This window comes from Streptomyces sp. CB02009 (assembly GCF_001905825.1).
GTDB lineage: Bacteria > Actinomycetota > Actinomycetes > Streptomycetales > Streptomycetaceae > Streptomyces.
Map to the genome: position 1 here is coordinate 55881 of NZ_LIVV01000012.1, position 18365 is coordinate 74245.

The window sequence follows — 18365 nt, forward strand, 5'->3', positions numbered from 1 at the left end:
CCCTCCGCGCAAGGGCCACGCTCCGCGCCCGGAAGCGCTCGTGTTCGAGGCCCGGTGTCGACCGACACCGGGCCTCTCCCTTGCCGGTGTGGGACGTTGCCACGGAACCGCGCTGCCGGACGTCGCAACCTTCAGAGGTCCTGTCTCACGTCCCGCATCCGTGCCCACTCGGCACGACGCGCCCCGCCGCCGGAGCGACGGGGCGCGTCCTACGATCTCGCCGGGACCCTCAGTGCATCAGACTCACATGGGGAGTGGTCGACTCCGGCACGCCCAGCTGTTCGGCGTCCCGCTCAGGTCGCAGGAAGACGGTGGCCAGCAGCCCTGCGACGCCCAGGAGCGCCGCGGTGAAGATCCAGCCGTTCCTGTACCCGTCCCCGACCGTCGCCCCCGCGTCCACGATCGTTCCGAGAACCAGCGGTGCGAGGATGCCCCCCAGGGCCATGACGCACACGGACGCTCCCAGTACCACGCCACGCTGCGCCGGAGGGGCGATGCGGGCGCAGCTCGTCTGGCTGACCGTCAGCATGACGAGCGCCAGGGCGACGGGGCCGAACAGCATGGCGACGCGGACGGCGTCGTTGCCGGTGAGGGCCAGTGTCACGACGGCGGCAGCCGACAGCAGGAGGAGGAGACCGGAGCCGGAGCCTCGGGGCAGGCGGCCGGGACGGCCGCTCCGGGCGGCCCGCTGCGCCACCAGACCGTGGACGAGAAGCACGGCGCCGTTCGCCACAGCCCCCGCCCCGACGATGAGACCGGCCTCGCGGGCACTCCAGCCGTGCACGGTCTCGAGGTAGTCGGGCAGCCACGTCAGCAGCGAGCTCATCAGCCAGTACGCGGCGAACGAGCCGACGCACGCGCTGAGGAACGTGCGGCTCGACAGAATGCGGCGCAGCGGCACAGAGGGCTCCTGACGTCCCTCCCGCGCCGTCGCGGGCGGCGGGGCAAGGGGCCCCTCCGCGCCGTACCGCCACCAGATCACCGCCCACAGGAGCCCGATCAACCCGACGGCGCCGAACGCCCAGCGCCAGCCCCAGGTGGCGATGACGAAGCTGAGCACCGGGGCGGCGACCGCGGTTCCGCCGGCCGCGCCGACCATCAGCACGGCCGTGGGCAGCGCCCGCTCACGGTTGTCGAACCAGCCGTGCAGATGGTGGACGGCCACGGGGGTCGCCGGCCCTTCGGCCGCGCCCAGCAGCACCCGCGTGACGACGAGGGTTGCGAAACCGGCCGCGGTCCACACCATCGGCAGCTGGGCGCACGACCACACAAGAGCCATGGCCAGCAGCAGCACGGGGGTGCGGACCCGGCGGGTCATCGCGGAGACGGCCAGCGCGGACACCGAGAACAATGCGAAGAAGGCGGCCTGGGCGGCGCCGAACTCCTGACGGCTGATGCCGAAGTCACTCATGATGGCTGGGCCCGCGAGGCCGAGTACGGCCTTATCCGCGAAGTTGACCAGCATGAATCCGAGCAGGAGGGAGGTCGTCAGCCTCCGGCCGCCTCGCCGTTCGCCTCCTGGGGGCAGGAGGGCCCGCCCGGCTTTTCGGCCGGCTGGGGGTGCTGGCGCCGGGCCGGCCTGTTCGAGCGACCGGGCGGACGGGTCATGAGCGGGCATACCGCAGCTCCCTGGTCAGTGCACGCGAGATGGCGGCCTCTTGCGCTCTCCGCTCAGGAGCCCCACGGCACGAGCCGAGTGGTGCACCGGTAGCGGAAGAACGGAAGGAGCCGGGACAGATGCGCTGTTCCCCGGCCTGCCACGGGCGAATGGAGGACACGCCTCCGGCCGCCGTGCGTCGGCCGGCGGCGGCCGACGGGGACGGAGTGACGCCTTCGGGGCGGAACCGCCCCCGCGGAAGAATCTCAGCCTGCATCTCCGGGCCCACCGGCGGTGGAGCAGTATCTACTCATCTGTGCCACCGGGGACCGCGGAACATCTCCTTCCCGGCCCGGGAAGCAGCACGTCGTGCCTAGGGAAACAGCCTGCTGAGCCCTGACACCAGGGCAACGGCTGCCCTGGCTGGTCCTCGCGATTTGGTCCCGGAGCCCAACCCCGCGCCGCACTTTGGACTGCGAGGCCGAGAGCGCGAACGCGGGCCCGCAGTTCACTCGTGGCAGGGCGCCGGCGCGATGCACCACCCCGGCGCCACGGCCGGACCGGCCACGGACGAAAGGCGTGCCATGGACGAGCTCATCGGTGTCTGGACCCTCGACGGCTTCTCGGCCGAACGCGAGGGAGAGGTCACCCACCCGCTCGGTGAGCATCCGGGCGGGATGCTCGTGTACACCGCCGACGGATGGGTGAGCGCGCTGCTCGTCCCCGAGGGCCACGGTGACCGGCCCGCCCCGGAGCACGCCACGACGGCCGCCTACGCCGGCCGCTGGGAACGCTCGGGAGACACGGTCCTGCACCACGTGGGACTCAGCCTCCACGCGCCGTGGGTGGGCACGATCCTGCGACGTGACGTCCGTCTCGCGAGCGAGACGGAACTCGAGCTGACCACGACGTCGTCGTCCGGCGCCCATTGGTCCCTCCGCTGGCGCCGCGCCACCGCCTGAGACCGGGCGGTCCCGGACTGGGCCCCTCACCTGAGCGGTCTCCCATCCCTTGACGGAGGTGTCGAACGATGCGCATGGCAAATCTCGACGGCCGACTGGTCGTCCTCCGCGGCGGCGGTGCCGTCGATGTCGAAGAGGCCAGTGGCGGCGCGTTCGCGTCCGACCCCCAGGCCGTGTTCGACCGATGGCCGGAGTTCCTGGCGTGGGCGGACAGCTCGGATCCGGAAGACGAGGGAAAGCCGTACGACGAGCGGTCACTGGGCGCGCCGGTGCCCCGGCCGCGCCAGATCTTCGCGATCGGGCTCAACTACCACGACCATGTGGCGGAGTCGGGCCTCAAACCGCCGGAGCACCCCTCGGTGTTCACGAAGTACCCCACCTCCCTCACCGGTCCCTATGCGGAGATCGCCCTGCCCAGTGCCTATACGGACTGGGAGGTCGAGCTGGTCGTCGCCATCGGGCAACGGGCCCACGACGTCTCCGAGGCGGAGGCATGGGACCACGTCGCCGGACTCACGGTGGGCCAGGACCTCTCCGAACGGCGCATCCAGCTCCAGGGCGCCGCGCCCCAGTTCTCCCTGGGCAAGTCCTTCCCCGGCTTCAGCCCCATCGGCCCGTCCCTGGTGACGCCCGACGAACTCCCGGACCCCGACGACCTGGAGCTGTCCTGCGCGATCGGGGACGAGACGCTCCAGCTGGCCCGGACGCGCCAGATGGTCTTCCGGGTGGCCGAGCAGATCTCCTGGATCTCCCGCATCTGCCCGCTCCTGCCCGGTGACCTGATCTTCACCGGTACCCCGGCCGGCGTCGGAGGAGCCAGGGACCCGCGGCGCTTCCTCGCACCGGGAGAAGAACTGCGAAGCCGGATCCCCGGGATCGGTGAGCTCCGCAACCGTCTGGTCGCCGGCCCGTCCTACCCCACCGGCCCGTAAGGCGGCCTGCCGCACCGAAACCCCGCCGGCCTCCTTCCGGAGAACCGGTCGGCACGCCGCCGACACAGCCAACCCCTTCGTCACCGACCCTCGACCGGGAGCCACACATGGGTCTGCACCGCCTCGCACACCTCACCATCGGCGTGCCGCAGGTGGACGCCACCGTCGCCTACTACACGGACTTCGGCCTCACGCCTCTGGGCGACGGCCGTTTCGCGACCGCCGACGGCGGAGAACAGCTGAGGATCGTCCACGCCGCACACCGGCGCCTCGAAGGCATGGTGGTGAGCGCGGACGATACCGACGACCTGCGTCGGATCCGTGCCGCGCTCGTACGCCTCGGCATGCCGTGCGACTACTCGGAGCTCTCCCTGCGCGCCGTCGACCCCGGCACCCGGGTGACCGTCACGGTCGAGGTCCAGCCCCGCGTCAGTCAGCCCGTGCCCGCTGACACCCTCTACAACCGGCCGGGCGCGGCGCCCCGGATCGACGCGCGCTCCGCTGCCGTACTGCGCGAGTCGCCCGTCCGCCCCCGCCGACTGGGCCACGTCGTGCTGGGCTCCACGGACCAGGAGACCTCGCAACGGTTCTTCACCGAGGGCCTCGGCTTCCGGGCGAGCGACCTCGTGCCGGGAGCGGCGTTCCTCCGCTGCTCCACCGACCACCACAACGTTCTGGTGCAGCGGGCGCCCGTGCCCTTCCTCCACCACACCTCCTGGCAGGTCGACGACGTCGACGAGGTCGGACGCGGCGCCACACGCATGCTGGAGGGCCACCCCGAGCGCCATGTATGGGGTCTGGGGCGGCACTACCTGGGCTCCAACTTCTTCTGGTACCTGAAGGATCCGGCGGGCAACTTCTCCGAGTACTTCGCCGACATGGACTGCGTGGTGGACGACCAGCTGTGGACCCCTCGCGTCTGGGAAGACATCCGCGCGCTCTACAGCTGGGGTCCGCCCGTCCCCGCGTCCTTCCTCGCGCCGGAAGACCTGGCGGAGCTGATGACCGGATCCCACGAGGCCGGCTGAGCCCGGAAGGCGAGAGATGCACACACACGACACCATGGACGCCGACGCGTTCGACGTCCTCGTCGTCGGAGCCGGTCCCGTCGGCCTGACGACCGCCATCCAACTCGGCACCCACGGCTGGCGGGTCGGCGTCCTCGAACGCTGGCCCGAGCCCTACGCCCTGCCCCGGGCCGTCGTCTTCGACCACGAGGTGGCACGCGTCCTGGCCGCCGTCGGCCTGGGACACGTCCTGCCCGAACTCTCCGAGCCCGCCTCGGACTACGAGTGGCGCAACGCCAAGGGCGAGACCCTCCTCAAGCTCGCCTTCGACGAGAGCAGCCACTCCGGCTGGCCGTACATGAGCATGTTCACCCAGCCGCGGCTGGAGGAGGCGCTGGAAGAGCACGCCCGGGCGATGCCCACCGTGGACGTGCTCCGTGGATGGGAGGCCGTCGACCTCGTCGAGGACGCGACCGGGGTCCTCCTCACCGCCCGACGCACCGCCGCGCCGGAGGACGCGGGCGAGAGCCGCGAGCTGCGCGCCTCGTACGTTGTGGGGTGCGACGGCGCGAACAGCTTCGTCCGCTCCCGAATGGACGTGTCGCTCACAGACCTGGGATTCCAGTACGACTGGCTCGTCCTGGACGTCATTCCACACGACCGGGAGCGCGTGTGGTCGCCGCTCAACCTCCAGCTCTGCGACCCGGAACGACCCAGCACCGTGGTGTCGGGCGGACCGGGCCGCCGACGCTGGGAGTTCATGCGCATGCCGGGCGAGACCGTCGAGGAGCTGAACCGGGCGGACACGGCCTGGAAGCTCCTCGAACCGTGGAACCTCCACTCCGGCAACGCCACCCTGGAACGGCACAGCGTCTACACCTTCCAGGCACGGTGGGCGGACTCCTGGCGGAAGGGCAGGCTGATCCTGGCGGGAGACGCCGCCCACCTCATGCCGCCCTTCGCCGGCCAGGGCATGTGTTCCGGTATCCGGGACGCGGCCAACCTCACCTGGAAGCTCCACCTCGTCCTGTCCGGCCAGGCCCCCGAGAGCCTGCTGGACACCTACACCGAGGAACGCTCCCAGCACCTGCGGCACGCCATCGAACTCTCCGTGTTCCTGGGACGGATCATCTGCGAGCAGGACCGGACGAAGGCAGCCGAGCGCGACACCCACATGCTGGCCGACCAGCGCGCCCGCAAGGACCCGCTGGCCGCCATGCCGGCGCGCACCCTCACCGGAGGCATGGTGGCCCACGGTGAGGACGGCCGGCCCACGGAGCAGGCGGGGCGCCTCGCCCATCAGGGGCGCGTACGTTTCCGAGGCCGTACCGACCTCTTCGACCAGGCGGTCGGGCCCGGATTCGCGCTGATCGCGGCCCAGGACCCCCGCCCCTTGCTCGACGACGAGACCGTCGCATGGTGCGCGCAGGTGGGACTCCGTCTCGTCACCGTGGTGCGGGAGGACGAGGCCGGCCCCGACGACATCGCCGATGTCGACGGCAGCTGCCTCGGCCGGTTGGAAGCGACGGGTCAGCACGCTCTGCTCGTCCGCCCCGACCACTACGTCTTCGGCGGGGCGGCCAGCGCGGAGGACGTCCCCGGGCTGGTGACGCAGCTGCGGGAGCGGCTGTCCGGCGGGTCGGCCGCAGAGCCCGGCTGACCGGCTAGGCTCCGGCAGTGGGCGCCCTTCATACGAGACGCGTCCCAGGGGAAGGGAGTACCTCACCCATGACCCGGCACTGGCTCCTGCGGCTGCAGCCGCCCGGGGAGAGCACGACCGTGCCGGCGCTGCCCCTCGCGGCGCTGGTCACCGCGACCCATGTCCTGGGCGTGGAACCCGTCGCATGGGCGGTGCGCACGGCGGACGCCATCGCGGCGGACATCGTCGAGCAAGTACCGGCTCACGGGGGAGGCTCGTCCTCGCTGACCACCCTGCGGCGTTCCACGGAATCCGCCGTCCTCGCCACACTGCTGCTCCTGTTGCCCTCGGCCGTTCGGTCCGTCACCGCCCTGACGGAGGAGACCCGCGAGGGGTGCCGCGAGTTCGCACGGCGCGCCATCCCGTTGGAACAGGTCCTCCGGGGCGTGCGGCTGGGGCACGCGCATCTGGCGGACGCCCTCGCGGAGGCCGTCGAACAGCACGTCCGGGCAGAGGAGCGGCTGGGGGAACTGCGCCGTGTGAACGAGTTGCTGTTCGCCTACGCGGATGCCCACGCCAGCCAGATGGCGGAGACCTACATCGCGGAGCGGAACCGCTGGCGGGGAAGCGACGAGGCCGCCCGCCGCGCGATCGTGGACGACCTGCTCGCCGGGAGGGACGTCGAGGCGGAGGGCGCCACCCGGCGGCTGCGGTATGACCTCGCCCGCTGTCACGTGGCGGTGGTCCTGCACTGCGACGACGCTTCCGCCACGGCGTCGCCGGCTGAACGCCTGCACCACGCGGGGGTGTCCCTTGCACGCGTGACGGAGGCCGCCGGCATGCTGCTCGTCCCGGCGCACAAGGCGGGCGCATGGGTCTGGCTGGCGTTCCCGGACGAGACGGGATGGCCCGAGCCGGGGGACCTGCGTGAGCGCGTGGTGCTTCCGCAGGGGGTGCGGGCGGCTCTGGGCCCCGCGGCCGCAGGACCCGCCGGTATGCGGCGCAGTCACCTCGGGGCCCTCGCGGCCGAGCGCGTCGCGGCGCTCGGGGGCGAGGCGCCGCTCTGCGACTACCGGGAGGTCAGGCTGACGGCCCTGGTGACGGCGCAGGCCGAGCAGGCCGACTGGTTCGTGGGGGAGATCCTCGGGCGCCTGGCCTCGGAGGGAGTCCGCGAGCGGCAGCTCCGCGAAACCCTGCGCGTCTATCTGCGAGAGGGGCGCAGCCTGCAGGGTGCGGCGCAGCGCCTTCTCGTCGCGCGCAATACCGTGACCTATCGCGTGCACCGGGCGGAGGAACTGCTGCCCGAGCCGCTCGCGGCCATCGACCCGCTCGAACTGCAGATGGCGCTCGAGATCGCCCATGGTCTGAGCGGCCGCACGTCCGAGGTCTGAGGACGGCGGGCGTGGCGTCCCCGCACGGTCGCCGGTCCACCTGCCGCGCCGTGCGGGGACACCGCCGTCACCTCATGCCGGAGATGGAGCTGGGGATCGAGACCGTCAGCTTCAGCACGTTCTCGTCGGTGACGTCGAAGTCGATGTACTGCCCCAGCTTGGTGGCTGTGTCACCGCCGTCGGTCGGGACGTCCCAGCCGGAGTCGGTGAGAACCGCGGTATAGGTCTTCAGCGCGGAGAGGGAATCGCTGTCGCCGGTGATGTCGCGGAGCCGGTGGCCGTGGGCGACGGCGCACTCTGCGACGGCTCGGACATGTCCGTGCACGTCGTGGTGGTGAAGGTCAGTGCTGCCACCACGAGAAGGGACGGGGCCAGTGCCCTGACTTTGGGTCGCACGCTGTACGGCCCGTCGCATCCGGCCCCGTCGGCGCGCACACGCGACGGGGCCCTCGGCGCCTGCGCGCCGAGGGCCCCGTGGTGGGCACTGCCTAGGACTGGCCCGATGTCACCGTCGAACGGTCGTCCTCGGGGGAGGGGCCGGCCGAGGGGACCGCGCCCGGAGAGGCTGTCGGCCCCGCGAGGCTCTTCTCCAGTCCAGATCCTTCCACGTCGACATCCGGCAGGATCCGGTCCAGCCAGCGCGGAAGCCACCACGCCGCCTTGCCCAGGAGTCCGAGGACCGCGGGCACGATGGTCATGCGCACGATGAACGCGTCGAACACCACGGCGATGGCCAGACCGAAGCCCATCATCTTGATCATGGTGTCGGTCGACCCCATGAACCCGGCGAAGACGCTGACCATGATGACGGCCGCCGCCGTCACGACCCGGACCCCGTGCTCGAACCCGACGATCACCGCCCTGCGCGGCGCCTCCCCGTGGACATAGGCCTCGCGCATGCGGGTGACGAGGAAGACCTCGTAGTCCATGGCGAGACCGAACACCACGCCGATCAGGAAGATGGGCACGATGCTCATGATGGGAGCAGGCTGTTCCACACCGAAGAGTCCGGAGAACCATCCCCACTGGAACACGGCAACGACCGCGCCCAGAGCGGCCACCACGGAGAGGAGGAAGCCCAGAGCGGCCTTCAGCGGGACGAGGATGGACCGGAACACGAGCATCAGGAGGATGAACGCCAGGCTGACGACCAGCGCGAGGTAGGGCACCAGAGCGTCGTTGAGCTTCTGGGACACATCGATGTTCATGGCCGTCTGGCCGGTCACCTGAACAGTGTCGTCGGTCGTCGTACGGATCGCCTCCACGAGGCTCTCCGTCTCACTGCTGCTCGGCTTGAACTCCGGCGAGACGTTGAAGACGGACGTGGTGCCCTCGTCGTTGAACCTCGCGGGGGAGACCTTCGCCACCCCCTCGATCTTCTCGATCTCCGACCGCACCACCTTGACGTAGTTCTTCGGGTCACCCTCCTCCGTCGCGTCGACGACGACCATCAACGGCCCGTTGGCGCCCGGACCGAAGGACGAGTCCAGCATGTCGTACGCCCTGCGCTGGGTCGTGCTGACCGGCTTGGTCCCGTCGTCGCCCAGGCTCAGCTCCATGCTGCCGACCGGGATGGCGAACACGGCCAGCACGGCGATACCGAGGACCAGGGCCGCCGACTTCCAGCGCAGCACGAGCATGGCCCAGCGCTTGCCCGCGTTGGGCTTTCCCTCGGCGTCGACGGTGACGGTGTTCCCCTCCGCGAGCGCCTTCCGGGCCTTGCGGCTCAGGACGCGGTGCCCCGCGAAGCCGAGCAGGGCGGGGATCAGCGTGAGCGCGATCAGGACGGCGATGACGACCGTGGCGGCCGCGGCCAGACCCATCTTCGTCAGCACGGGAATGTTGACGACCGTGAGACCCACCAGGGCGATCACCACGGTGAGGCCCGCGAAGACCACCGCCGAGCCGGCCGTTCCGACGGCGCGTCCGGCCGACTCCTCCGGTGTGTGACCCTCCTGCAGCTCCGAGCGGTGCCGGGAGACGATGAACAGCGCGTAGTCGATCCCGACGGCCAGACCGATCATCGATGCCAGCGACGAGGTCGTGCTGCTGAGTTCGAGGACGGAGGTCAGCGCGTGGATGCCGGAGATGCCGATGCCGACGCCGACGATCGCGGTGAACAGGGGCAGCCCCGCCGACACCAGTGAGGCGAACGTGATGATCAGGACGATGGCAGAGACTCCGATGCCGATGATCTCCGCACTGCCCGCCTCGGGCGTGGTCTTGAGGGCGTCACCCCCGATCTCCACGGTCATGCCGTCGTCGCGGCGCTCCTGCACGGTCTCCTCGAGAGCGGACCGCGTCTCCTCCGTCATGTCGCCGGACTGGACCTTGTAGCTGACCTGGGTGTAGGCCGTGGTCCCGTCCTTGCTGACCCCGTTGTTCTTGAAGGGGTCGGTGACCGAAGCCACCTGATCCGAACTGGACTTGAGGTCGGCTACGAGGTCGGCGACGACCTTCTTGTTGTCGCCCGACGTCACCTTCTCGCCCGAGGGCACCCGGAGGACCACACGGGCGATCGCACCGTCCGCGCTGGAGCCCGGGAACCGCTCCTCGATCAGGTCGTAGGCGGTCTGCGCCTCCGTCCCCGGGATGGCGAAACTGTCCGACGGCGAGCTGTTGGACTGCGCTGCGGCGAAGCCGGTGAGGCCCAGCAGCAGAACCCAGAAGAGGGCGATGAGGCGTCGTCTCCGGAAGGAGAGTTTGCCGACTTTGTAGAGGAAGGTGGCCATGGGAGGACTCGCATCGTTCGGAGACTTGGGACGATTCGCCACCGAGAGTGGTGGATCCCTTGGCGGGTTCGGCGGCGGCGGATCCCGGAAAGGGCCGTCACGGCCCACGGATCTTCATCCCGTTATACGAAGGCATGCCGGACAGGTCATCAGTGATGAGTACTCACTCGTCACAGGAGTCCATGGGCGCGCGCCGTTCCGGCACCCGCCGACGGAACCGGCTCCGTCCCCGCCCTCCGCACCCGTGCTCCCTGAGAACGGGCGCCCTCGCCCAAGGGTCCGGAGGACCGCCCGCACGCCGCTACCCGACGTCGTCTCACCGGCACGCACCGTCAGCAGAAGGGGGCGGGAAGGCGGTCAAACCGGTTTCGGCAGTTCTTTGGGGGGTTCCTAGGGGGGGACCCCTCATGCGTGGATCCCCGCGGGCGGCTGTCCTTGAATGCGTCCCATTGTTCCTTCCCACACGCAGACAGGACACCCCATGGGCTACTCAATCGACCACGCTCTCGGTGCCCGATTCCTTGAGTACCGGCGGCAGCGCACCTGACCCGTACTCCGCACCCGTCCGAGTCAGACCAGGCGCCCCGGCGCCCTCCGCGCCCCCACGCGGTCCTCCCACGATGCGCCGCACCGCAAGGAAAACCATGTACGCACGCACGGATCACGAGTCCCGGTCCTCCAGCCCCGTCCACCCTTCGCGGGCGATCGACCGCCCGGCGCTCGTCGGCCGTGACGAAGCCCTCGGTGAACTCGTGAGACGCCTCGTCACACCGGGATATGGAGGGGCGGCCGTCACCGGCGGCCCCGGCACAGGGAAGTCCCGTCTGCTGACGGAGGCCGCCACGGCCGCCGAGGAGTTGGGCTACCGCCTCATCCGCGTCCAGTGCACGCCGTCGAGCAAGCGCATCTCCCTGCAGGCGGTGGCTTCGGCCTTCCGCACGGCCGGCCTCCCCACACCGGAAGACGTGGACGACGCCGTGGCGGTCCTGGCCGCCGCCGGTCACCGCAACCGCGTACGCATCCTGCTGTGCGTCGACGACGCCCACCTCGCGGACACGGCCACGGCCGAACTCCTCCTCCGCGTGGTCCGCGACAGGGCGTGCGGCGTCCTCATGGCAGTCAGCGACACACCGCTCGCCTCTCCTGAGATCCACGCGCTGTGGACGAACGAATGGATCCCCAGGACCGTCCTTCCCCGGCTTTCCCAGGAGGAGGTGGAACAGGTCTGCCTCGGGTTCCTGCCCGGGCTCGTGGGCGTGGGCGTGGCCGAGAGGTACGCCGTGCTCTGCGACGGAGACCTGCTCCTGCTCCAGGAACTGCTGGCGGACGCGATCGAGACCGGTGCGCTCAGGACGGTCGACGACGTCTGGTCGGACGCGGAGGCGTCGTTCGCCTCTGACCGGCTGGTCCCCCTCGTCGCTTCCAAGCTGCGCCAGCTCGACACCGACCACCAGACGGCCTTGGAGGCGGTCGGCGTCGCGGAGGTCCTCCCGCTGTCCGTCGCCAGGGACATCGCCCCGGCCGAGATCTGGGAAACCCTCGAAGGACGACGGCTCGTCGAAGTGGTCCCGGCTCCGGAGGAGATGGGCCTCACACTGCAGGACAACGTGGTCCGCCGCTTCCTGCTCAGCCGACTCCCCGTCCTGCGAAGGCGCCGTCTGCTCACCACGCTCGTGACCGCCTTCGAAGCGAACGGCGCATGGAGCCGGGCGAACACGATCCACCGCGCTCTGTGGAACCGCGAACTCGGCACGCCGCTGACCGCCGGCGAACTCGAAGTCGCCGCAGCCGAAGCCTGGTGGGCCCAGGACTGGCGAACCGCTGCTCAGCTCGCCCTGTCCGCTCGGGACATGGATCGGTCGGGGGCCTCCGAGACCCTCCTCACCCGCGTCCAGCAGTTCCAGGGTTCCTGCGCGCAGCCCGGCGCCGCGCGAGGCCCCGTGCCCCTCGGCCGGGTCCCCGAGCCCGGCACTCCCTCCACCGGGGCAGGAAGTCACCGTGTACCGGACGACCGAGAGCGCCTCCACCAGAACGCCTCGGCCCCGCGACCGCATGGCGGCGGTGCCGAGGCCAAGGTCCTGGCCGCCGTCGGACTGGGACAGCGCTTCCTGGACGCGGATCAGCCCCGGCTGGCCTGGCAGACGGTGAAGCCCCATGTCCTCGTGCCCGACCCGTCCCTGCGGCTCGGCGTGGCGACCGTGGCGGTGCCGAGTCTCCTGCGCATCGGACGCGTCCACGACTGTCTCGCGCTCGCCCCGCACTGGGAACACGCCATCGATGAACTCAGGAGCCACGGCGTACCGGAGTACGACCCGTTCTCGGTCAGGACGCAGCTTGCGTATGCGCGCGGCCTGGCCGGCGACCCCGAGAAAGCGATCGACGAACTGTCCGCGGACCTGCGTCGGGCGGCCTCGCAGAACAACAGCCAGCTGTCCGGCGCGGCCGCCGTCCACCTCGCTCGACTGCTGTTCACCCAGGGGCAGGTACGCAGGGCGTACCGGCTCTTCGCGGCGGTGAACGAGAAGGACGTCACGGAATCGACGTACCGTCTCGCCGTCTCGGGCGCCGTCGTCTGCGCGGTGCACCTCGACGACGCCCGGGCGGTCGAGCGCGCCACCAGCAGGCTCGCGGCGCTGCGCCTCGGCCCGCTGCGTCCCGTGGAGACGGACATCGCGTCCGCCGTCATCGAGGCGCACGAAGGCCGTAAGACGAACGCGGTGCAGATCCTTCAGGTGGCCGCCGACGAACTACTGGAGGCCGGCGCCCTCGGGCAGCTGTCCGAGGTCGTCCATCTGCTGACGAGGTTCGACCGTGCGAAGCTCGCGGACGGCTACCGCGCCGACGCCATCACCTCGCTGCAGGGCGGCCTGCCCCGGGCGAGCGTCCAGCTGGCCCAGGCCACCGCCGCCCGCAACCCGGAAGGCGTCAGCCAGTGCGCCCAGTTCTTCGAGTCGGCGGGTGCCCCGCTGTACGCGGCGGAGGCGTGGGCCATCGCCTTCCGGCTCCACCGGCAGGCTGGCCAGCCCCGCCTCGCGACGGCTGCCGCACGACGCTGCGAGACGGCTCGTGAGGGCTACGACGGCGCCAACCCGCCCCTGCTGCACCTGATGGGCGAGACCGAGTTGCTGAGCGGCCGTGAGCGGGAGATCGCCCTCCTCGCGGCGCAACGGCACACCAGCCAGGAGATCGCGGACCGCCTGGTGATCTCCGTGCGCACCGTGGACAACCACCTCTACCGCATCTACCGGAAGCTGGGAGTGTCCAGCAGGCAGCAGCTCCGGCTGGCGCTCGCGTCCGTCTGACCGGTGGGGGAGGGTCACCGCAGGGCCTGCTCCAGCTGATGACGTCCCGGGATGCCGAGCTTGCGGTAGACGTTGCCGAGGTGGACCTCGACCGTCTTCCCCGTGACGAAGAGGCGGCGGGCGATCTCACTGTTCGACAGACCTGCGGCGGCCATGCGGGCCACGCGCGTCTCCCCAGGGGTGAGGGAATCCCGGCCACTCGCCGCCCGGCGTCGGGGACGGGCCCCTGACAGACGGAGCTCGGCCAGCGCATGGTCGCTCAACGGCACGGCGTTCGCCGCGTTGGCGAGGTCGAGAGCCTCCGTGAGGTTTGTCCGGGCCGCGGCCGTGCGTCCGGCGCGCCGGAGGGCTGAGCCGTACGCGACCAGGGACTTGGCGTACTCCAGCCGTGCGGGGGAGTCCCGGAGCACTTCGACCGACTCCTCGAAGTCCTCCGGCTCGCCTTGCGGCCCCTGCAGCAGGGCGGCCAGACGAAGGGCGCGCCCCAGCGGCCGGGCCGCACCCCACCGGCGTGCCAGAGTGACCTCGTCGGACACCAGCTGTCGGGCGGTGTCCGTCTCGCCCATGAGGTGGTGGCAGCGTGCCGCCTCCGACCGCCACGCGCAGAACGCCGGGTTCGTCCCGCCGAACCCGTAGAAGGCCCGGCCCGCCTCCGTCGCGGCGTGCAGGGCATCGGCGGTGCGCCCACACAGCCGAAGCAGCCGGGCACGGGTGATGTCCCGCAGGTAGGTGAGCACCGGGCCTGGACCGTCCTCTTCCGGCTCCGACCAGTCCAGCACCTGCCGGGCCCTGTCCAGCGACCCCCGCTCGGTGAGGACGCCGGCGAGGAAGGGGCCCGCGAACGCGCGGCCCGCCGCGCTGTGTGTCCGGTCGGTCAGGTGAACGGCTCGTGCCAGATCGGTTGCCGCGCGGTCGAGACGTCCTTCCCACCAGTGCCCCAGACCGCGGCACGCGTACACGGGTGCCGCGACGGACAGCGCGCCCTGTCGGCGGGCGAGCCGCATCTCGTTGTCCAGGATCTCCATCGCGTCGGGGACCTCGGCGGCGAGCAGGACGTACCAGGCGGGCCCCTTCGCGTGCATGCGGAGGTGGGCTTCCTCGTGGGCGGTCTGCCGGACGCCGAGCCGGGCCTTGTCCACCGCGGAGCGCTGTCCTGCGAACGCCTCGGTGAGAGCCTCGAACCCGTCGAACGACACCTCGCCCGCGACGTCGGTGCGTGGCGGGCGGGGGGCTGTGGAGCCGTGGCTCGGGGAAGCGGACGTCCCGAGACCGAGGCTCATCATGCGAATGCGGTACCTGAGCGCCGATCGGTCCCGCGCGGTCTCCGACCGGGAGAGGGCTTCCGCCGCGCTGGCCACCGCCGCGTCCCCGTCCCCCCGCAACCACAGTGCCGCGCTGAGGGCCGACAGCAGGGGTGCCCGGCCGCCTGGCGAGGCAGCGACGGCCTGGCGGTAGTAGGAGACGGCCCGGCTGACGTCGAAGCGGAGCGCGAGCCCTCCCATACGCGTCAGCGTCTCCTCACGGGCGGCGGCGTCGGTCGTCTCTTCGAGGCAACGCGCCAGGTAGGCACACGCACGTTCCGGCTCACCGCGCCGCAGGGCGGTGTCCGCGGCCGCGTGGAGGATCCCGTACACCCCCGCGAGGCGCGCCGGAGCGGGTACGTGGAGGAGGTGCCCCGCGATCTGATCTGGTGGAGCGTCGCGCGCGGACAGTACGACGGTGGCCCTCAGATGACCCGTGATCAGCTCGTCCGCGGTGAGGGTTCGTTCGACCGAGGTTCCCGCAAGCGGGCTGCTGAACACGAACAGACGCGGGCCGGACCCGGAAGGGGGTGCGTCGTCGGCGAGGCCGGCCCCTTGCAACTCGGCGTAGGCGGAAGGGGCCTGCCACGGTGTGACACGGGCATGCTCGGCAACCACTGCCAGGGGAGTGCCTTCCCCCAGAACGGCCGCGCTGCGCGCCAGCCGCGCCGAGGTCTCCTCCACGCGGTCCAGCCAGAGCCTCGCGCGCAGGGCCAGGGACCGCGGGCGCAGGGACGCGAGTGTCTCGGTGTTCCCGGCGACAGGATCGACACCGCGCAGAACTGCCTCGACCGCCAGCTCCCGAGCCAGCAGCGGAATCCCGCGCGACAGTCGGAGGAGCGCCTCTGTGAACGGGCCCGCCGCCTCCTTCCCGAACACGTCGTGCGCCAGCTGACCGATGCCGTGCGCCGTCAGCGGCGCCAGTCCGAGAAGCGTGTCACCCACGTCGTCGACCAGCATGCTGAGAAGCCCCTGGTTCGCGTGGCGCTCGGAGTCGGGCCGGAGAGCACCGATGAAACCGGCACGCAGGGGCCGGAGCCGCGGAAGGAGATAGAGCAGGAACCGGAGGGAGGCGGCGTCGGCCCACTGCAGGTCGTCGGCCAGGAAGAGCACGGGCTCGGCTCCGGTCTCGCGGGAGACGGCCGACAGGACCGCGTGGAACAGCGCGTAGTCGTCCTGGCCGGCACCATGAGCTCCGCGCCCCGGGACGGGAAGTGCCGGCCCGGTCGGGCTTCCGTCCGCGAGCCGGGGGCCCGGTCCCGCGAGCCCCTGCTGGGTCATCTGGCGCACCAGGCCGAGGGGGAGGCCCTGCTCCAGGATGGTCGAGCGCACTCTGATCACCCGTACTCCGTGCTGTCCGGCGCAGACCTCGGCCGCGTCGAGGAGAGCCGTCTTGCCCAGGCCGCCGCGGCCCTCCAGCAGCACGGGACGAGGCGTGCCGCCCCGGGCGAGGCTCTCGGTGACACCCGTGACGGCATGCAGTGCGGTGTCCCTTTCCCTGAGTTGCTGCCGCCGCTCCGGAGGTTTCCCCATCGACTGTCTCCCATCCCCGGAGCCGGTGGCTCCCTCGTGCCGACGACTGCACCGTCTCCTTCGCGGTGCGCCGCCGGCCGGTGTCGCCCGGGCGTTCCGGTCCGACGTGAAACGGCGGCCGCCCGCAGCGCCGAGGTGACAGTGTCGCATGCCGGGAATGGGCATTTGGGGGCATTTTTCATCTGCATACGATGGAAAACAATGCGATTCGTGGCGAATGTCGCCGAGTAGCTTTTACTCTTCCGGTTCTTGCGGGTGCGGCCAAAATGGGGCGGGTTGTGCTTTCTCTAAATGAACTCGGGAGGGAGAATTGCTGAGGCGCGAGACATTGAAACTGGCCGGCGGCATCGTGGCGGGTTTCGCCGGTGCTGCGGGCTCGATCCAGGCCGCACAGGCTGCAGACCAGGTCAACCGCTCCTGGCCGCCAACCTGCAACCCTCGTATCGGTGAATGGAACCTCGCCGACGAGAGCATTTATGAGAACCGAAACTGGACCACCCGGTGGCAGGGAATCACTTGGTCGCACCGTCACTACTACTTGACCAACAATACGGACGACGGCCCTTGGGGAACGGCGTCGTACGAAGGCATCTGGCGTATGCCGCACGACTGGCCCGGGGCCTCCGGGATCGTCATGGTGGCCAAGAGTCCCTATGCCAAGGGCAGTACTCACCCCGGCTCCCCGACCTACGACCCTTTTAGGAGGCAACTGTATGTGCCGGTAGAAGGGCCGGGGCACATCTGGCGCCTCCAGGTCAATGCGGACGGGTCGCTCACCACCATCGAGACCGGCGGATATCTGGGAGGAAGCGGTCCTGGCGGAAGCCCCCAAGGCGAATGGCAGATTCCTTTCCTCGCCTTCAATCCGCGAGACAAGCTTCTCTACAGCTGTCGCTACGATCAGGCAGGGGGTGTGCAGAAGCTCTATGCGTACGATCCGCTGCGGAAGTATCGACTCGTGAAGACGTTTACGTTCCCGTACAAGCTGAACAAAATCCAAGGCGGTGTATTCTCCGACAACGGGAACTTCTACATCACCTCGGAACACACCAAAGAGATCGGCGCCTACAACGTCCATGCCACGGAGCTGAAGATGTGGCACTGGGGCAACTACCGATTCAACTGGGATGACCTCGAACTCGGGGGGTCACCATGGGGCCGCCGCTCGACTACGCTCAGACCGGTCCCAACAGGATTCACGTCGGGGCGCTGGACATCGACGACAACCTCTCGACCGATGACCTGTACCTCAAGCACATGGCCGTGCCGAATCCGCGGGTCGTCTGACCGGGCCGGGCTGACCGACGTCGCCTTTCGCGGGGCGACGACGGTCTCGTAGGCGCCGGACCTTCACCTTGCCCGGCGTCTACGAGTGTCGATCACGTGGAACGGCCGACTAGTACACGTAGTCCACTGTCTTGATGGTCAGACCCACGCCGCAGGATCCGTTCCCGTCGTCGGCCATGCCCACGGAGAAGTTCCGGTCCAGGTCGTACAGCTCCGCGGCCGTCAGCCACCCGAGGCGTGCGGTTACGGCGCACGCCCTGTCGTTGCCGCCGAGCAGAAGTACTACTCCGTGGAGTTGCACAGTCCGGTGTCGGCGAACCGGTAGGTCACGCCGTCATCCATGGCACGCTTCTCGTTGGATGCGGCGTTGTGCCACAGGCCGATGCCGTCACCGTCATCGAAGCCGCCGAAGTTCCGGTGGATCTTCATATTGTCAGCCGGATCGCCACGCCTCGGCCACCAGAGTGCCGTAAGCCTCGATGGTTTCGTCGTTGTCCAACCGGATGGTGTTGAACGAAACTTCGACGGCATAGGCCTTGGGGGCGAGCTTGATGCCGACTGCCGACGCCTGGGGGCGAACGCTCCGCCTATCAGGGAGGCACCCACATCGAGTGCGGCGACGCGGGCTACTGCATTCCTGCTGCTCCTCATGAGCATCTCCTTTCGGGGGGGGGGGGGGGGG

At 70.3% G+C, this 18365-nt stretch carries 13 protein-coding genes; 7 read left to right on the forward strand and 6 right to left on the reverse strand.

Features of this window, described 5'->3' with window-relative positions; genetic code table 11:
• Positions 1 to 229: 229 nt before the first annotated feature.
• Complete coding sequence (locus AMK27_RS36580; protein WP_073918040.1) at positions 230 to 1465, reverse strand: MFS transporter; 1236 nt, start codon at positions 1463 to 1465, stop codon at positions 230 to 232.
• Between the two features lie 716 nt (positions 1466 to 2181).
• Between AMK27_RS36580 and AMK27_RS36585 the strand changes: the two genes are divergently transcribed.
• From AMK27_RS36585 to AMK27_RS36605, 5 genes are all read left to right on the forward strand, one after another.
• The gene (locus AMK27_RS36585; RefSeq protein WP_073918041.1) at positions 2182 to 2559 is read left to right on the forward strand and encodes a lipocalin-like domain-containing protein; all 378 of its coding nucleotides are present in this window, start codon (positions 2182 to 2184) and stop codon (positions 2557 to 2559) included.
• A gap of 68 nt (positions 2560 to 2627) precedes the next feature.
• Positions 2628 to 3491, forward strand: coding sequence for a fumarylacetoacetate hydrolase family protein (locus tag AMK27_RS36590; RefSeq protein WP_073918043.1), 864 nt, complete (start codon positions 2628 to 2630; stop codon positions 3489 to 3491).
• Positions 3492 to 3598: 107 nt separating this feature from the next.
• On the forward strand, positions 3599 to 4519 hold the full coding sequence (locus tag AMK27_RS36595) for a VOC family protein (protein WP_073918046.1): 921 nt from the start codon (positions 3599 to 3601) through the stop codon (positions 4517 to 4519).
• Positions 4520 to 4535: 16 nt separating this feature from the next.
• The gene (gene mhpA, locus AMK27_RS36600) at positions 4536 to 6158 is read left to right on the forward strand and encodes a bifunctional 3-(3-hydroxy-phenyl)propionate/3-hydroxycinnamic acid hydroxylase MhpA (RefSeq protein ID WP_241847714.1); all 1623 of its coding nucleotides are present in this window, start codon (positions 4536 to 4538) and stop codon (positions 6156 to 6158) included.
• A 68-nt stretch (positions 6159 to 6226) separates the two neighbouring features.
• Entirely contained in the window at positions 6227 to 7528 is a 1302-nt protein-coding gene (locus AMK27_RS36605; protein ID WP_073918048.1) for a PucR family transcriptional regulator, read from the forward strand.
• Between the two features lie 67 nt (positions 7529 to 7595).
• On the opposite strand, the gene AMK27_RS36610 is transcribed toward AMK27_RS36605, so the two are convergent.
• Together AMK27_RS36610 and AMK27_RS36615 are read right to left on the reverse strand one after the other, a co-directional pair.
• Positions 7596 to 7853, reverse strand: coding sequence for a hypothetical protein (locus AMK27_RS36610; RefSeq protein WP_073918050.1), 258 nt, complete (start codon positions 7851 to 7853; stop codon positions 7596 to 7598).
• Between the two features lie 163 nt (positions 7854 to 8016).
• Complete coding sequence (locus AMK27_RS36615) at positions 8017 to 10260, reverse strand: MMPL family transporter (RefSeq protein ID WP_073918052.1); 2244 nt, start codon at positions 10258 to 10260, stop codon at positions 8017 to 8019.
• A gap of 644 nt (positions 10261 to 10904) precedes the next feature.
• Between AMK27_RS36615 and AMK27_RS36620 the strand changes: the two genes are divergently transcribed.
• Positions 10905 to 13562 (forward strand): LuxR C-terminal-related transcriptional regulator, encoded by a 2658-nt coding sequence (locus AMK27_RS36620; protein WP_073918054.1) that lies wholly within the window; start codon positions 10905 to 10907, stop codon positions 13560 to 13562.
• A gap of 14 nt (positions 13563 to 13576) precedes the next feature.
• Here AMK27_RS36620 and AMK27_RS36625 read toward each other — a convergent pair whose 3' ends face one another.
• Positions 13577 to 16396 (reverse strand): helix-turn-helix transcriptional regulator, encoded by a 2820-nt coding sequence (locus tag AMK27_RS36625; protein WP_073918056.1) that lies wholly within the window; start codon positions 16394 to 16396, stop codon positions 13577 to 13579.
• A gap of 310 nt (positions 16397 to 16706) precedes the next feature.
• Here AMK27_RS36625 and AMK27_RS42490 point away from each other — a divergent pair, with 310 nt between their 5' ends.
• Positions 16707 to 17735 (forward strand): hypothetical protein, encoded by a 1029-nt coding sequence (locus AMK27_RS42490; RefSeq protein ID WP_143204907.1) that lies wholly within the window; start codon positions 16707 to 16709, stop codon positions 17733 to 17735.
• 57 nt (positions 17736 to 17792) lie between these two features.
• On the opposite strand, the gene AMK27_RS36630 is transcribed toward AMK27_RS42490, so the two are convergent.
• Together AMK27_RS36630 and AMK27_RS42795 are read right to left on the reverse strand one after the other, a co-directional pair.
• On the reverse strand, positions 17793 to 17984 hold the full coding sequence (locus AMK27_RS36630) for a hypothetical protein (protein WP_073918058.1): 192 nt from the start codon (positions 17982 to 17984) through the stop codon (positions 17793 to 17795).
• Positions 17966 to 18112, reverse strand: a complete 147-nt coding sequence (locus tag AMK27_RS42795; protein WP_158076946.1) for a hypothetical protein — start codon at positions 18110 to 18112, stop codon at positions 17966 to 17968. Before AMK27_RS42795 ends, AMK27_RS36630 begins: the two co-directional genes overlap by 19 nt.
• Positions 18113 to 18365 lie beyond the last annotated feature (253 nt).

What these genes read in the sequence shown, in the direction of transcription:
- AMK27_RS36580 (WP_073918040.1), bottom strand. Translation starts at nt 1,465, where the DNA reads ATGCTGGTCAACTTCGCGGATAAGGCCGTACTCGGCCTCGCGGGCCCA.
- AMK27_RS36585 (WP_073918041.1), top strand. Translation starts at nt 2,182, where the DNA reads ATGGACGAGCTCATCGGTGTCTGGACCCTCGACGGCTTCTCGGCCGAA.
- AMK27_RS36590 (WP_073918043.1), top strand. Translation starts at nt 2,628, where the DNA reads ATGCGCATGGCAAATCTCGACGGCCGACTGGTCGTCCTCCGCGGCGGC.
- AMK27_RS36595 (WP_073918046.1), top strand. Translation starts at nt 3,599, where the DNA reads ATGGGTCTGCACCGCCTCGCACACCTCACCATCGGCGTGCCGCAGGTG.
- mhpA (WP_241847714.1), top strand. Translation starts at nt 4,536, where the DNA reads ATGCACACACACGACACCATGGACGCCGACGCGTTCGACGTCCTCGTC.
- AMK27_RS36605 (WP_073918048.1), top strand. Translation starts at nt 6,227, where the DNA reads ATGACCCGGCACTGGCTCCTGCGGCTGCAGCCGCCCGGGGAGAGCACG.
- AMK27_RS36615 (WP_073918052.1), bottom strand. Translation starts at nt 10,260, where the DNA reads ATGGCCACCTTCCTCTACAAAGTCGGCAAACTCTCCTTCCGGAGACGA.
- AMK27_RS36620 (WP_073918054.1), top strand. Translation starts at nt 10,905, where the DNA reads ATGTACGCACGCACGGATCACGAGTCCCGGTCCTCCAGCCCCGTCCAC.
- AMK27_RS36625 (WP_073918056.1), bottom strand. Translation starts at nt 16,396, where the DNA reads ATGGGGAAACCTCCGGAGCGGCGGCAGCAACTCAGGGAAAGGGACACC.
- AMK27_RS42795 (WP_158076946.1), bottom strand. Translation starts at nt 18,112, where the DNA reads ATGAAGATCCACCGGAACTTCGGCGGCTTCGATGACGGTGACGGCATC.